This window comes from Pseudomonas sp. SJZ131 (assembly GCF_007828705.1).
Lineage (GTDB): Bacteria > Pseudomonadota > Gammaproteobacteria > Pseudomonadales > Pseudomonadaceae > Aquipseudomonas > Aquipseudomonas prosekii.
On the sequence record NZ_VIVC01000002.1, the window covers coordinates 982,840 to 995,652 of the forward strand.

The 12,813-nt window shown below is 60.7% G+C and carries 15 protein-coding genes; all 15 read left to right on the top strand.

The features are described from left to right. The first annotated feature begins 4 nt into the window (after positions 1-4). The 15 genes from fliH to flhB all read left to right on the top strand — a co-directional run bounded on the left by fliH (position 5) and on the right by flhB (position 12,256). Positions 5-847: a flagellar assembly protein FliH gene (fliH, locus tag FBY12_RS11470; RefSeq protein WP_145252932.1), complete on the top strand. Its 843-nt coding sequence runs from the start codon at positions 5-7 to the stop codon at positions 845-847. Beyond that, positions 837-2,195 carry a flagellar protein export ATPase FliI gene (gene fliI, locus FBY12_RS11475; RefSeq protein WP_121757366.1) on the top strand — a complete coding sequence of 453 codons (1,359 nt, stop codon included), beginning with the start codon at positions 837-839 and terminating at the stop codon, positions 2,193-2,195. Before fliH ends, fliI begins: the two co-directional genes overlap by 11 nt. Before the next feature lie 6 nt (positions 2,196-2,201). Continuing rightward, positions 2,202-2,651, top strand: a complete 450-nt coding sequence (gene fliJ, locus FBY12_RS11480) for a flagellar export protein FliJ (RefSeq protein WP_092271453.1) — start codon at positions 2,202-2,204, stop codon at positions 2,649-2,651. 153 nt (positions 2,652-2,804) lie between these two features. Then, the gene (locus FBY12_RS11485) at positions 2,805-3,110 is read left to right on the top strand and encodes an STAS domain-containing protein (protein ID WP_121733529.1); all 306 of its coding nucleotides are present in this window, start codon (positions 2,805-2,807) and stop codon (positions 3,108-3,110) included. 5 nt (positions 3,111-3,115) lie between these two features. Beyond that, entirely contained in the window at positions 3,116-4,822 is a 1,707-nt protein-coding gene (locus tag FBY12_RS11490) for a fused response regulator/phosphatase (RefSeq protein WP_145252933.1), read from the top strand. 31 nt (positions 4,823-4,853) lie between these two features. Next, positions 4,854-5,201, top strand: a complete 348-nt coding sequence (locus FBY12_RS11495) for an Hpt domain-containing protein (protein WP_145252934.1) — start codon at positions 4,854-4,856, stop codon at positions 5,199-5,201. 105 nt (positions 5,202-5,306) lie between these two features. Further along, the gene (locus FBY12_RS11500; RefSeq protein ID WP_145252935.1) at positions 5,307-6,692 is read left to right on the top strand and encodes a flagellar hook-length control protein FliK; all 1,386 of its coding nucleotides are present in this window, start codon (positions 5,307-5,309) and stop codon (positions 6,690-6,692) included. A gap of 154 nt (positions 6,693-6,846) precedes the next feature. After that, on the top strand, positions 6,847-7,353 hold the full coding sequence (gene fliL, locus FBY12_RS11505) for a flagellar basal body-associated protein FliL (protein ID WP_121733525.1): 507 nt from the start codon (positions 6,847-6,849) through the stop codon (positions 7,351-7,353). Between the two features lie 9 nt (positions 7,354-7,362). Continuing rightward, on the top strand, positions 7,363-8,331 hold the full coding sequence (gene fliM / locus FBY12_RS11510; RefSeq protein ID WP_092271441.1) for a flagellar motor switch protein FliM: 969 nt from the start codon (positions 7,363-7,365) through the stop codon (positions 8,329-8,331). Positions 8,332-8,400: 69 nt separating this feature from the next. After that, entirely contained in the window at positions 8,401-8,859 is a 459-nt protein-coding gene (gene fliN, locus FBY12_RS11515; protein WP_145252936.1) for a flagellar motor switch protein FliN, read from the top strand. Further along, positions 8,860-9,303, top strand: a complete 444-nt coding sequence (gene fliO, locus FBY12_RS11520; protein ID WP_121733523.1) for a flagellar biosynthetic protein FliO — start codon at positions 8,860-8,862, stop codon at positions 9,301-9,303. Then, positions 9,303-10,061 (top strand): flagellar type III secretion system pore protein FliP, encoded by a 759-nt coding sequence (gene fliP, locus FBY12_RS11525; RefSeq protein WP_092271435.1) that lies wholly within the window; start codon positions 9,303-9,305, stop codon positions 10,059-10,061. The genes fliO and fliP overlap by 1 nt, the downstream gene beginning before the upstream one ends. Further along, complete coding sequence (gene fliQ / locus FBY12_RS11530; protein WP_092271433.1) at positions 10,058-10,327, top strand: flagellar biosynthesis protein FliQ; 270 nt, start codon at positions 10,058-10,060, stop codon at positions 10,325-10,327. Before fliP ends, fliQ begins: the two co-directional genes overlap by 4 nt. Positions 10,328-10,330: 3 nt before the next feature. Then, positions 10,331-11,113, top strand: a complete 783-nt coding sequence (fliR, locus tag FBY12_RS11535) for a flagellar biosynthetic protein FliR (protein WP_121733522.1) — start codon at positions 10,331-10,333, stop codon at positions 11,111-11,113. A gap of 3 nt (positions 11,114-11,116) precedes the next feature. Then, on the top strand, positions 11,117-12,256 hold the full coding sequence (flhB, locus tag FBY12_RS11540; protein ID WP_121733521.1) for a flagellar biosynthesis protein FlhB: 1,140 nt from the start codon (positions 11,117-11,119) through the stop codon (positions 12,254-12,256). Positions 12,257-12,813 lie beyond the last annotated feature (557 nt).

Sequence of the window (12,813 nt, forward strand, 5' to 3'; positions counted from 1 at the left end):
CACTATGTCGTCCGAACATGATGAGTCCAATACCGACCTGATCCGTGGCAAGCAGGTCGGCAATTTCGACATCTGGTCGCTGCCAAGCTTCGACCCGCATGTGCCTGAGCCCGAACCGGAAGCCGAGCCTGAACCGCCGGAAATGGAAGAAGTGCCGCTGGAAGAAGTCCAGCCACTGACCCTCGAAGAGCTCGAAAGCATCCGTCAGGAGGCTTACAACGAAGGTTTTGCCACCGGCGAAAAAGAGGGTTTCCACAGCACCACGCTCAAGGTTCGCCAGGAAGCGGACGTCGCTTTGTCGGCCAAGCTTTCCGCGCTGGAGCAGTTGATGGGGCATTTGTTCGAACCCATCGCCGAGCAGGATTCGCAGATTGAAAAATCCCTGGTCGACCTCGTGCAGCACATCACCAAACAGGTGATTCAGCGCGAACTGGCGATCGACTCCACGCAAATCGAAAGCGTCATGCGCGAAGCGCTCAAGTTGTTGCCGCTGGGCGTGGGCAATGTGCGGCTGTACATCAATCCGCAGGATTTCGAACAGGTCAAAGCCCTGCGCGAGCGCCATGATGAAACCTGGCGCATCGTCGAGGACGAGGCGCTGCTGCCCGGCGGTTGCCGGGTTGAAACCGAGCACAGCCGCATCGACGCGACCATCGAAACCCGCGTTGCGCGAGTGATGGACAAGCTGTTCGATCAGTTGCACGAACAAGCCTTGCACCCGGCCGCGCCGGACCTGAGTCTGGAACTGCCGGTCGACGCCAAACCGGCGGCCGATCCAGTTTCCGAATCTGGTCTTGCGCCAGACGCCGAATCGCCCGCCGAGCCGGACCCGACCGATGCGCCTTGATCGCACCAGTTTCGCCAAGCGCCTCAGCGGTTACGCCGAGGCCACGGAGCTGGAAGGCGCGCCGATCCTTGAAGGACGCTTGCTGCGCATGGTCGGCCTGACCCTCGAAGCCGAGGGTTTGCGCGCCGCCATGGGCAGCCGTTGCATGGTCATCAACGACACCAGTTATCACCCGGTGCAGGTTGAAGCTGAAGTCATGGGTTTTTCCGGCAGCAAAGTATTCCTGATGCCAGTCGGCAGCGTCGCCGGCATTGCGCCCGGCGCGCGTGTAGTGCCGCTGGCCGATACCGGCCGTTTGCCGATGGGCATGAGCATGCTCGGTCGAGTGCTGGATGGCGCCGGCCGCGCGCTCGACGGCAAGGGCGGGATGAAAGCCGAGGATTGGGTGCCGATGGACGGCCCGACGATCAACCCGCTCAAACGCCACCCGATCAGCGAACCGCTGGACGTCGGCATTCGCTGCATCAACGGTTTGTTGACGGTCGGTCGCGGTCAGCGTCTGGGCCTGTTCGCCGGTACCGGCGTGGGTAAATCTGTGCTGCTGGGGATGATGACGCGCTTCACCGAGGCCGACATTATTGTCGTCGGGCTGATCGGTGAGCGGGGGCGTGAGGTCAAGGAATTCATCGAACACATTCTGGGTGAAGAAGGCCTCAAACGCTCCGTCGTGGTCGCCTCGCCGGCGGACGATGCGCCGCTGATGCGCATGCGCGCCGCGATGTATTGCACACGCATTGCCGAATATTTCCGCGACAAGGGCAAAAACGTCCTGTTGCTGATGGATTCGCTGACCCGTTTCGCCCAGGCCCAGCGCGAAATCGCTTTGGCCATTGGTGAGCCGCCAGCGACCAAAGGTTATCCGCCGTCGGTGTTCGCCAAGTTGCCAAAATTGGTGGAACGCGCCGGTAACGCCGAGAAGGGCGGCGGTTCGATCACCGCTTTCTATACCGTGTTGTCCGAGGGCGATGACCAGCAGGACCCGATTGCCGATGCCGCGCGGGGCGTACTCGACGGCCACATCGTGTTGTCCCGGCGTCTGGCCGAAGAAGGTCATTACCCAGCCATCGACATCGAAGCGTCGATCAGCCGGGTGATGCCATCGGTGGTGACGCCGGAACACATGATGCGCGCGCAGTATTTCAAGCAGTTGTGGTCGCGTTATCAGCAGAGCCGCGACTTGATCAGCGTTGGCGCCTACGTCGCGGGCGGTGATCGCGAAACCGATTTGGCGATCTCGTTGCAGCCGCAGCTGGTCCGCTACTTGCGGCAGGGTTTGAACGACAGCATCAGCCTCGGCGAAAGCGAAGCCTACCTCGGCAGCATTTTCGCCCCAGCGGCCGGCGGTTAACCGGCCATGGCCCAGAGCCGAGCCGGGCGTTTGGCGCCCGTGGTCGAAATGGCCGAAAAAGCCGAGAAGGCTGCGGTGCAGCGTCTCGGGCATTTTCAGGGCCAGGTGCGCCTGGCAGAGAGCAAACTCGCTGACCTTGAAGCCTTTCGCCTCGATTACCAGGAGCAATGGATCGTGCGCGGCAGCGGCGGCGTGTCCGGGCAGTGGCTGCTTGGGTATCAGGGCTTTCTGGCGCAGCTCGGGACGGCCATCGACCAGCAGCGCCAAAGCCTCGCTTGGCACCAGAACAATCTGAATAAAGCACGGGACGCCTGGCAGCAGGCGTTTGCCCGGGTCGAGGGTTTGCGCAAACTGGTCCAGCGCTACATGGACGAGGCGCGCAAGCTCGAAGACCGGCGCGAGCAAAAGCTGCTTGATGAACTGTCGCAGCGGTTGCCGCGACAGGATCCGTATTGAGTCAGATCAAGCGCGTTATCGCTGTTCGCGGGCAAGCCTCGCTCCTGCAGCGAAGGCGATCTGGCTGGCGCGACAATATTTCCCGCCTTGCCGGCTTCCACGGCAGGTGCTAAACCTTGTACACACATTGTTCAATGACAAGGAAGCCGTTAAATGTCAGTCGTTACAGAACTAACTCCAGATGGGCAGAAACTGACGATTGTGATCTCCGGACGATTCGATTACGCCAAGCATCAGGGATTTCGTGAATCCTACGAAAATCTCCAGCCAAAACCTAAATCCTTCGAAGTCAACTTGAAGGACGCTACTTATCTCGACAGCTCCGCGCTTGGCATGTTGCTGCTGCTGCGCGATCACGCCGGTGGCGATAAAGCGGACATCAAGTTGTCCCACGCCAGCGCCGATGTCCGGAAAATTCTCGCCATCTCCAATTTCGTAAAATTGTTCAACGTCAGTTGAGCCCTGTGCAATCGCCCTTCGAACCGCTGACGATCCTCATCGCTGAAGACAGCGCCGCCGATCGCATGCTGCTGTCGAGCATCGTCCGGCGCCAGGGCCACCAGGTGCTGACGGCCGCGAATGGCGCCGAAGCGGTCGAAGCTTTCCGTCAGCAGCGCCCGCAACTGGTGTTGATGGACGCGATGATGCCGGTGATGGACGGTTTCGAGGCGGCGCAGCAAATCAAGGCGCTTGCCGGGGAAACCCTGGTGCCGATCATCTTCCTGACTTCGCTCACCGAAAGCGAAGCCTTGGCCCGATGCCTGGAGGCCGGCGGCGACGATTTTCTGGCGAAGCCGTACAACCAAGTGATCCTCGCCGCCAAGATCAAGGCGATGGATCGCTTGCGCCGCTTGCAGGCGACTGTCCTCGAGCAGCGCGACCAGATCGCCAAACATCACGAATACCTGCTCAACGAGCAACGGGTGGCGAAAGCGGTGTTCGACAAAGTCGCGCATTCCGGCTGCCTCAATGCACCGAACATTCGTTACCTGCAATCGCCATACGCGCTGTTCAACGGCGACTTGCTGCTGGCCGCGTTTACCCCGGCCGGCGACATGCACGTGCTGCTCGGCGATTTCACCGGGCACGGTTTGCCGGCAGCGGTCGGCGCCATGCCGCTGGCGGAAGTGTTTTATGGCATGACCGCCAAGGGCTACGGCTTGTCGGAAACCCTGCGCGAAATGAATGCCAAGCTCAAACGCATCCTGCCGGTGGACATGTTTTGCTGCGCCACGTTGCTGTGCCTGAGTTTTCAGAGCCGCTCGGTGGAAGTCTGGAATGGCGGGATGCCCGACGGTTACCTGCACAGCATCACCACCGGCGAGCGCACGCCGCTGCCGGCGCGGCATTTGCCGCTGGGCGTGTTGAGCCCGCAGACCTTCAATGACCGTACCGAAGTGTTTCCGATGGCACAGGGTGACCGGGTGTTCCTGTTGTCCGACGGGGTGATCGACACCTGCGATGCCAACGAACAGTTATTTGGCGTCGAGCGCTTGCAGCAAGTGTTTGCCGCCAACCGTCAGCCGGATCACTTGTTCGAGGACATCGAGCAGGCCCTGCGCGACTTCCGTGGCGAGGCCCGGGACGATGTGAGCATGGTCGAGATCAGCCTGCTCGACGCGCAACAGTTGAGCCCGCCAGCGCCGGTGTACTCCGACAGCGGCCAGTCGTGCCCGCTGGACTGGTCGGTGAGTTTCGAATTCCGCGCCGCCTCTCTCAAGCGCTTCAATCCATTGCCGTACCTGCTGCAGTTGTTACAGGAAGTGCACGGCCTGCGGGCGCAAAGTGGCGCGTTGTACAGCGTGCTCGCCGAACTGTATTCCAACGCGCTCGAGCATGGCGTGCTCGGCCTCGATTCCAGTCTCAAGCGCGATGCCTCGGGTTTCGCCCGCTATTATCAGGAGCGCAATACCCGCCTCGATCAGTTGCAGGACGGCTACGTGCGCCTGCATTTGCAGGTCACGCCGACCGAGCAGGGCGGTCGCCTGAACATTCGCGTCGATGACAGCGGCAAGGGTTTTGATGTTGCGCGGGTGATGCAGCGGCCGGTGGATGGCGTCCGTCTGTCGGGCCGTGGTGTCAGTCTGATCCGACAGTTGAGCCACAAGGCGAGCTGGTCCGACGATGGTCGTAGTGCGCACGTGGAGTTTTACTGGGAGGCTCTGGCATAATTCCGCGAATTCTTGATCAAGGAGTGAACAAGTGGCTGATACACATCTGGATCGCGACGTGCTCAGCGCGTTGCAAGAGGTGATGGAAGGTGAGTATCCGACGTTGCTCGATACCTTCATCGCCGATTCCGAAGAGCGCTTGCGCGTGCTGCGCAAGGCCGACGATGCGGTGCAATTGATGAACGCCGCGCACAGCTTCAAGGGCAGCAGCAGCAACATGGGCGCCACGCGCCTGGCTGAGCTGTGCAATGAGCTTGAGCAACGCGCCAAAGATCAACAGTTGTCCGGAATCGAAAAACTGGTGGGCGAAATCGACGGTGAATTCGCCATCGTCCGTCCACTCTACGAAGCCGAGCGCCAGCGTTCTCTGGCCGAATAATCCCACTGTTCAGCGTTTTTTTCTCCGCTGCGGGCATTCTGGCTCGCACCTTGCAATCACCTTTCACAACTGTACCTACGATCCCAGTGCAGCGGAGACCGCGTCATGCCCGTTACCCCCAATTTGCTTCTTCAGGCCGCTACCAAGGCCAAATCTCAAGCTGCCACTGCCAATAACCCGGTAGCGGCCGCTGAGCCTGGGGATAAGGCAGCCAGCTTCGCCAATGTTTTCGCCAAACAGGCGCAAAAAAAGCCTGCCATGCTGGCCGAAGCGCCGGTCAAACCGGCGCGTGACAAGGTCGCGGACGCGCCTGCCAAGAAAGACGTGAGCAATGACAAATCTGCCGCTGCGGACCAGAAGGTTGCCGATAGCGGCAAATCCTTGCCCGCCGATAAACCGGCGGCAGCCGACGACAAGAGTGCCAGCGAGCAAGACGCGGACGCCGAAACGCCGGTAGCGGTCGATGCGTCGCCGGTTGATGCATCGCCAGTTGATCCGACGCTCGACCCGGCGCTGGCGCAAGCCACTCAAGCCGTAACGCCCGCACCCGCGCCGGAAACGCCGCCGACAGTCGCCACCGAGCAACCGCAAGCGGCCGCCGTTGCTGCTGCTGCGGCGGCCGCTGCACTGCCGGTTGCAGCCGCCGCGACTGCCGACACTGATTTCGATCCTGAAGCCGATCCGCTGGATGCCTTGCCGGCCCTGCGCATGGCCATGGAGCAAAGTGGCCACGTCTCGGCGTCCAGCCAGAATCAAACGAAAGCCACTGCGGCGCAGCTCTCCGCCGATGGTGAGCCGACAGCCGCGCAGAACTTCACTGCTGGCATGGCCAACATGCTCAATGTGCAAAGCGACAAGGACAGCACCGGTCAGGGCGGCGACAAGGCTTTCAGCGGCTTGCTCAATGAAGGCCTGAAAGACTTGTCGTCGAGCAGCAGCGACACTCGCGTCGATGATTTCGCCAGTCGTCTGGCGGCATTGACCCAGGCCGCTACGCCGAAAACTGCGAACGTCGCCGTGCCGGTCAATCAGCCGATCGCCATGCATCAAAGCGGCTGGACCGAGGAAGTGGTCAACCGCGTGATGTACCTGTCCAGCGTCAACCTCAAGGCTGCTGACATTCAGTTGCAACCGGCTGAGTTGGGGCGCCTGGATATTCGGGTGAACATGGTCCCGGACCAGCAGACCCAAATCACGTTCATGAGCGCGCACCCGAGCGTTCGCGAGGCGCTGGATGGGCAAATGCATCGCTTGCGTGACATGTTTGCGCAGCAGGGCATGGGCCAGGTCGATGTCAACGTCTCCGACCAGTCGCGTGGCTGGCAGGGGCAAGGCCAGGAGCAACAAGCCCAGCAAGGGCAGGGCGGCCGCACCAGCGCCAGTGGCGGACGCGTTGATTCGATGGACGATGAGATCGCGCCGACCGTTGCCGAAGTGGCGGCCAGCAGCACCAGCGTCATCGGCTCCAGCGCCGTCGATTACTACGCCTGATCAAACGCCAGACCTGTGGGAGCCAGCTCGCTCCCACATTGGTTTTGCGCTGGCTGGCGATCCCTGCTTAAGCGATCTGCAACACTTCTGGCATAACACTTGCTCTTGCCTTGCCGTGCGACTGTGAAAACCTGAATAGTGACGGATTATTGGCATGGCGAAGAGTGAAGCGGCAGCAGTGGTTAAAGACCCTGCAACCAAAGGCAAACTGAAGCTGATCATTTTGATCGTGGTGGCAGTGCTGCTGGCCATCGGCTTGTCCGTGGGGGCCACGTGGTACTTCATGCACAACGCCCAGAGCAAACCTGCCGAGACGGCTGAAACCGCGCCGACCGGCAAACAACCGGCGATTTTCGAACCGATGGCGCCAGCCTTTGTTGCCAACTACAACCAGAACGGCCGCCAGCGCTACATGCAGGTGAGCATCACCATGCTCGGGCGCAATCAGGCTGACCTCGAAGCACTCAAAGTGCACATGCCGGTCATCCGCAATAACCTCGTCATGCTGTTCTCCGGCCAGGATTTCGCTACTCTGGCGACGCCGGTTGGCCAGGAAATGTTGCGGCAGAAGGCCACTGCCAGCGTCCAGGAAGTGGCGCAGAAAGAACTCGGCAAAGTGGTGATCGAACAGCTGCTTTTCACTAATTTCGTACTGCAGTAGGAACACGACATGGCCGTGCAGGACCTGCTGTCCCAGGATGAGATCGATGCGCTGTTGCATGGCGTCGACGATGGTCTGGTGCAGACCGATACCGCTTCCGAACCCGGCAGCGTCAAAAGTTACGACCTGACCAGCCAGGACCGCATCGTCCGCGGACGCATGCCGACCCTGGAAATGATCAACGAGCGGTTCGCCCGTTACACACGCATCAGCATGTTCAACATGCTGCGCCGCTCCGCCGACGTTGCCGTGGGCGGCGTGCAGGTGATGAAGTTCGGCGAATACGTGCACTCGCTGTACGTGCCGACCAGCCTCAATCTGGTCAAGATCAAACCGTTGCGCGGCACCGCGCTGTTCATCCTCGACGCCAAACTGGTGTTCAAACTGGTGGACAACTTCTTCGGCGGCGACGGCCGTCACGCGAAGATCGAAGGGCGTGAATTCACCCCGACCGAACTGCGGGTGGTGCGCATGGTGCTGGAGCAGGCGTTCATCGATTTGAAAGAAGCCTGGCAGGCGATCATGGAAGTCAATTTCGAGTACATCAACTCGGAAGTGAACCCGGCCATGGCCAACATCGTCGGCCCGAGCGAAGCGATTGTGGTATCGACCTTCCACATCGAACTCGATGGCGGTGGCGGCGATTTGCACGTGACCATGCCGTACTCGATGATCGAGCCGGTGCGCGAAATGCTCGACGCCGGTTTCCAGTCCGACCTCGACGATCAGGACGAGCGCTGGGTCAACGCCCTGCGCCAGGACGTGCTCGACGTCGACGTGCCGATCGGCGCGACCGTGGCCCGCCGTCAGTTGCGTCTGCGCGACATCCTGCACATGCAGCCGGGCGACATCATCCCGGTCGAGATGCCGGAAGAAATGATCATGCGCGCCAACGGCGTGCCTGCGTTCAAGGTCAAGATGGGCTCGCACAAAGGCAACCTCGCGTTGCAAGTGATCGAGCCGATCGAGCGTCGCTGAGCGACGCTCAATTCTCCCTATTTAACACTGGCCGCTTCCTGTTAAAGAGCGGCTCGCCGAGGACACACGATGAACGACGATATGAACGCCCAGGACGACCAGGCACTGGCTGATGAATGGGCCGCCGCGCTGGAAGAAACCGGCGATGCCAGCCAGGCCGATATCGATGCGCTGCTGGCTGCCGACAGCGGCCGCTCGGGCTCCAACCGTCTGCCGATGGAAGAGTTTGGCAGCGTGCCGAAGAACAACGATCAGGTCACCCTCGACGGTCCGAACCTGGACGTGATTCTCGATATTCCGGTGTCGATTTCGATGGAAGTCGGCAGCACCGACATCAACATCCGCAACCTGCTGCAACTCAACCAGGGCTCGGTGATCGAGCTGGATCGTCTGGCCGGCGAGCCGCTCGACGTGCTGGTCAATGGCACGCTGATCGCGCATGGCGAAGTGGTGGTGGTCAACGAAAAGTTCGGCATTCGCCTGACCGACGTGATCAGCCCAAGCGAACGCATCAAGAAGCTGCGCTGAGTGAACAAGGTTCTGGGGTTGTTGCTGGCGCTGCCCTTCAGCGTCCTGGCGGCCGAACCGGCGGCGACGGCAGCGGCCGCAGCGCCAGCGGTCAACAGCGGCGTGGCCGGGCAATTGACGCAATTGGTCTTCGGCCTGCTGCTGGTGTTGGGGTTGATTTTCTTCCTCGCCTGGCTGTTGCGCCGGGTGCAGCAGGCCGGACCGGCAGGCAAGGGCCAAGTGATCGAAATCGTCGGTTCGCGTGCACTCGGGCCGCGTGACCGGTTGATGCTGGTGCAGGTCGGCAACGAACAGATTCTGCTGGGCTTGAGCCCCGGCACCATCACCGCGTTGCATGTGCTCAAGGAGCCGGTGCACGTCCCGAGCGCCACGGAAAAAACCACCCCGGAGTTCGCCCAGCGCCTGATGGAACTGTTGGGCAAGGATCAGAAGGATAAGAAGTAATGGGTGCGTTACGCATCGTCTTGACGCTGGCATTGATGCTGGCGGCGCCGCTGGCGTTGGCCGCCGATCCGTTGTCGATCCCGGCAATTACCCTCGGCACCAACGCGCAAGGCGCGCAGGAATACTCGGTCAGTCTGCAGATTCTGCTGATCATGACGGCGCTGAGTTTTATCCCGGCGTTCGTCATGCTGATGACCAGTTTCACCCGGATCATCATCGTCTTCTCGATCCTGCGCCAGGCCCTCGGCTTGCAGCAGACGCCGTCGAACCAGATCCTCACTGGCATGGCGCTGTTCTTGACGATGTTCATCATGGCGCCGGTGTTCGACCGGGTGAATAACGATGCCCTCCAGCCGTACCTGGCGGAAACCATGACCGCGCAGGACGCCGTGCTCAAGGCGCAAGTGCCGATCAAGGATTTCATGCTCGCCCAGACGCGCACCAGCGATCTGGAGCTGTTCATGCGCCTGTCCAAACGCACCGACATCGCGACGCCGGATCAGGCGCCGCTGACCATTCTGGTGCCGGCGTTTGTCACCTCCGAACTTAAAACCGCTTTCCAGATCGGCTTCATGATCTTCATTCCGTTCCTGATCATCGACCTGGTCGTGGCCAGTGTGCTGATGGCGATGGGGATGATGATGCTGTCGCCGCTGATCATTTCGCTGCCGTTCAAGATCATGCTGTTTGTGCTGGTGGATGGCTGGGCGCTGATCATCGGCACGTTGGCCAGCAGTTTTGGAGGTGTTTCGCCATGACCCCGGAAGTCGCCGTAGACATATTTCGCGAAGCGCTGTGGCTGACCACGATGATGGTGGCGGTGCTGGTGATCCCGAGTCTGCTGGTCGGCTTGCTGGTGGCGATGTTCCAGGCCGCGACGCAGATCAACGAACAAACCCTGAGCTTCTTGCCGCGCTTGCTGGTGATGCTGGTGACGCTGATCGTCGCCGGCCCGTGGCTCACGCAAACCTTCATGGAATATATCCTGCAGCTGTACGGCAATATTCCTACGGTCATCGGCTAAGTCATGTCGTTGCTGCAGCTGACCGATACCCAGATCAGCACGTGGGTGGCGACGTTCATGTTGCCGCTGTTTCGCGTCGGCGCGATGCTGATGTTGATGCCGGTGTTCGGCACAACCCTGGTACCGCGCCGCGTGCGCGCCTACTTTGCGCTGGCGATAACCGTGGTGATCACGCCGGCATTGCCGCCGATGCCACCGGTCAATCCGCTGGACCTGAGCGGGCTGCTGCTGATTGGCGAGCAGATCATCATCGGCGCGGTGCTGGCGTTCTCCTTGCAGCTGTTCTTCCAGGCTTTCGTGATCGCCGGGCAAATCGTCGCGATCCAGATGGGCATGGGCTTCGCCTCGATGATCGACCCCACCAACGGTGTCTCGGTGGCGGTGATCGGGCAGTTTTTTACCATGCTGGTGACGCTGCTGTTTCTGTCGATGAACGGCCACTTGGTGGTGTTCGAAGTGCTCACGGAAAGCTTCACCACGTTGCCGGTCGGCAGCGGGTTCATGGTCAATCATTTCTGGGAATTGGCCGGCAAGCTCGGCTGGGTCCTAGGCGCGGCACTGGTGCTGGTGTTGCCGGCGGTCACGGCGTTGCTGGTGGTCAACATTGCGTTCGGGGTGATGACCCGCGCCGCGCCGCAGCTGAACATTTTCTCCATCGGTTTCCCGCTGACGCTGGTACTCGGCATGTTCATTCTCTGGGTCAGCCTCGGCGATATTCTCAATCAGTACCAGCCCATGGCCTCCGAGGCCTTGCAGTTTTTACGCTCACTGGCACAGGCGACCTGAGCCATGGCTGAGAGCGAAAGCGGTCAAGACAAAACAGAAGACCCCACGGAGAAAAAGAAAAAGGACGCCCGCGAGAAGGGCGAGACCGTGCGTTCCAAAGAACTCAATACGCTGGCGATCATGTTGGTCGGCGCCAGCGCGCTGTTGATTTTCGGCGGTGCCCTGGCGGAAAAATTGATGGGGCTGATGAGCCTGAATTTTTCCCTGCCGCGCGATGTGGTCCTCGATCCGAACTACATGGGCCGCTACCTGATGCAATCCGGGCTGGTGGCCTTGCTGGCGATTCAGCCGATCATGATTTCGCTGGTGCTGGCGGCGCTGATCGGCCCGATTTCCCTCGGCGGCTGGTTGTTTGCGGCGAGCGGTCTGGCGCCGAAATTCAGCCGGATGAACCCGCTCAGCGGTCTCAAGCGGATGTTTTCGACCAAGGCCTTGGTGGAGCTGCTCAAGGCCTTCGCCAAATTCATCATCGTGCTGTTTGTGGCGTTGGCGGTGTTGTCGTCGGACATCGACGACTTGCAGCGCATCGCCCACGAGCCGCTGGAAATGGCGATCATTCACAGCTTGCAAGTGGTCGGCTGGAGCACGTTGTGGATGGCCTGCGGCTTGATCATCATCGCCGCCGTCGATGTGCCGGTGCAGTTGTGGGAAGGTCACAAGAAGCTGCTGATGACCAAGCAGGAAGTGCGCGACGAGCACAAGGATCAGGAAGGCAAACCCGAGGTCAAGCAGCGCATCCGTCAGTTGCAGCGCGAGATGTCGCAGCGGCGGATGATGGCGGCGATCCCTGAGGCCGACGTGGTAATTACCAACCCGACGCACTACGCCGTGGCCCTCAAGTACGACCCGGAGAAGGGTGGGGCGCCGATGCTGCTGGCCAAGGGCAGCGACTTCCTGGCGTTGAAAATCCGTGAAATCGCCGTCGCCAATGAAGTGTTGCTGCTCGAGTCGCCGGCGCTGGCGCGGTCAATCTATTACTCCACCGAGCTCGATCAGGAAATCCCCGGCGGCTTGTACCTGGCGGTCGCGCAAGTGTTGGCCTACGTCTACCAGATCCGCCAACATCGCGCCGGCAAGGGCAAACGCCCGGATCCGCTCAAGGATGATTTGCCGATTCCGCCAGATCTGCGCCGCGATTCCTGATCGTCCATAACCTGCGCAAGCGCTCAATCACAAAACCTGCGGGATGTGTGGTCTGACCCCAATTCCTGTGGGAGCTGAGCTTGCTCGCGATGGCGCCATCTCAGTCGATGAAAGAATTGGCTGACCCACCGCTATCGCGAGCAAGCTCAGCTCCCACAGGTTTTTGTGCTGCGGCTGGGATTAGTGGTTTGCCCCCAATCCTTGTAGGAGTGAGCCTGCTCGCGATGGCGCCGTCTCAGTCGATGAAAGAATTGGCTGACCCACCGCCGTCGCGAGCAAGCTCAGCTCCCACAGGTTCTTGTGCTGCGGCTGGGATTAGTGGTTTGCCCCCAATCCTTGTAGGAGTGAGCCTGCTCGCGATGGCGCCGTGCCAGTGATTGAAGAATTGGCTGACCCACCGCTATCGCGAGCAAGCTCAGCTCCCACAGGCCTTTGTGCTGGGGCCAGGATTTGGGGTTGCCCCCAATCCTTGTGGGAGCGAGCCTGCTCGCGATGGCGCCGGTGCGAATCACACTAACTCACCCGCCAAACCCCTCTATTCCCACCCTCTGCAAAAG

Bases quoted from the DNA above. Each gene is read 5' to 3' on its own strand.
- fliJ (WP_092271453.1), top strand. From the start codon at position 2,202: ATGGCCCAGAGCCGAGCCGGGCGTTTGGCGCCCGTGGTCGAAATGGCC.
- fliR (WP_121733522.1), top strand. From the start codon at position 10,331: ATGTCGTTGCTGCAGCTGACCGATACCCAGATCAGCACGTGGGTGGCG.
- fliQ (WP_092271433.1), top strand. From the start codon at position 10,058: ATGACCCCGGAAGTCGCCGTAGACATATTTCGCGAAGCGCTGTGGCTG.
- fliM (WP_092271441.1), top strand. From the start codon at position 7,363: ATGGCCGTGCAGGACCTGCTGTCCCAGGATGAGATCGATGCGCTGTTG.
- fliL (WP_121733525.1), top strand. From the start codon at position 6,847: ATGGCGAAGAGTGAAGCGGCAGCAGTGGTTAAAGACCCTGCAACCAAA.
- FBY12_RS11500 (WP_145252935.1), top strand. From the start codon at position 5,307: ATGCCCGTTACCCCCAATTTGCTTCTTCAGGCCGCTACCAAGGCCAAA.
- flhB (WP_121733521.1), top strand. From the start codon at position 11,117: ATGGCTGAGAGCGAAAGCGGTCAAGACAAAACAGAAGACCCCACGGAG.
- FBY12_RS11485 (WP_121733529.1), top strand. From the start codon at position 2,805: ATGTCAGTCGTTACAGAACTAACTCCAGATGGGCAGAAACTGACGATT.
- fliP (WP_092271435.1), top strand. From the start codon at position 9,303: ATGGGTGCGTTACGCATCGTCTTGACGCTGGCATTGATGCTGGCGGCG.
- fliH (WP_145252932.1), top strand. From the start codon at position 5: ATGTCGTCCGAACATGATGAGTCCAATACCGACCTGATCCGTGGCAAG.
- fliN (WP_145252936.1), top strand. From the start codon at position 8,401: ATGAACGACGATATGAACGCCCAGGACGACCAGGCACTGGCTGATGAA.
- fliI (WP_121757366.1), top strand. From the start codon at position 837: ATGCGCCTTGATCGCACCAGTTTCGCCAAGCGCCTCAGCGGTTACGCC.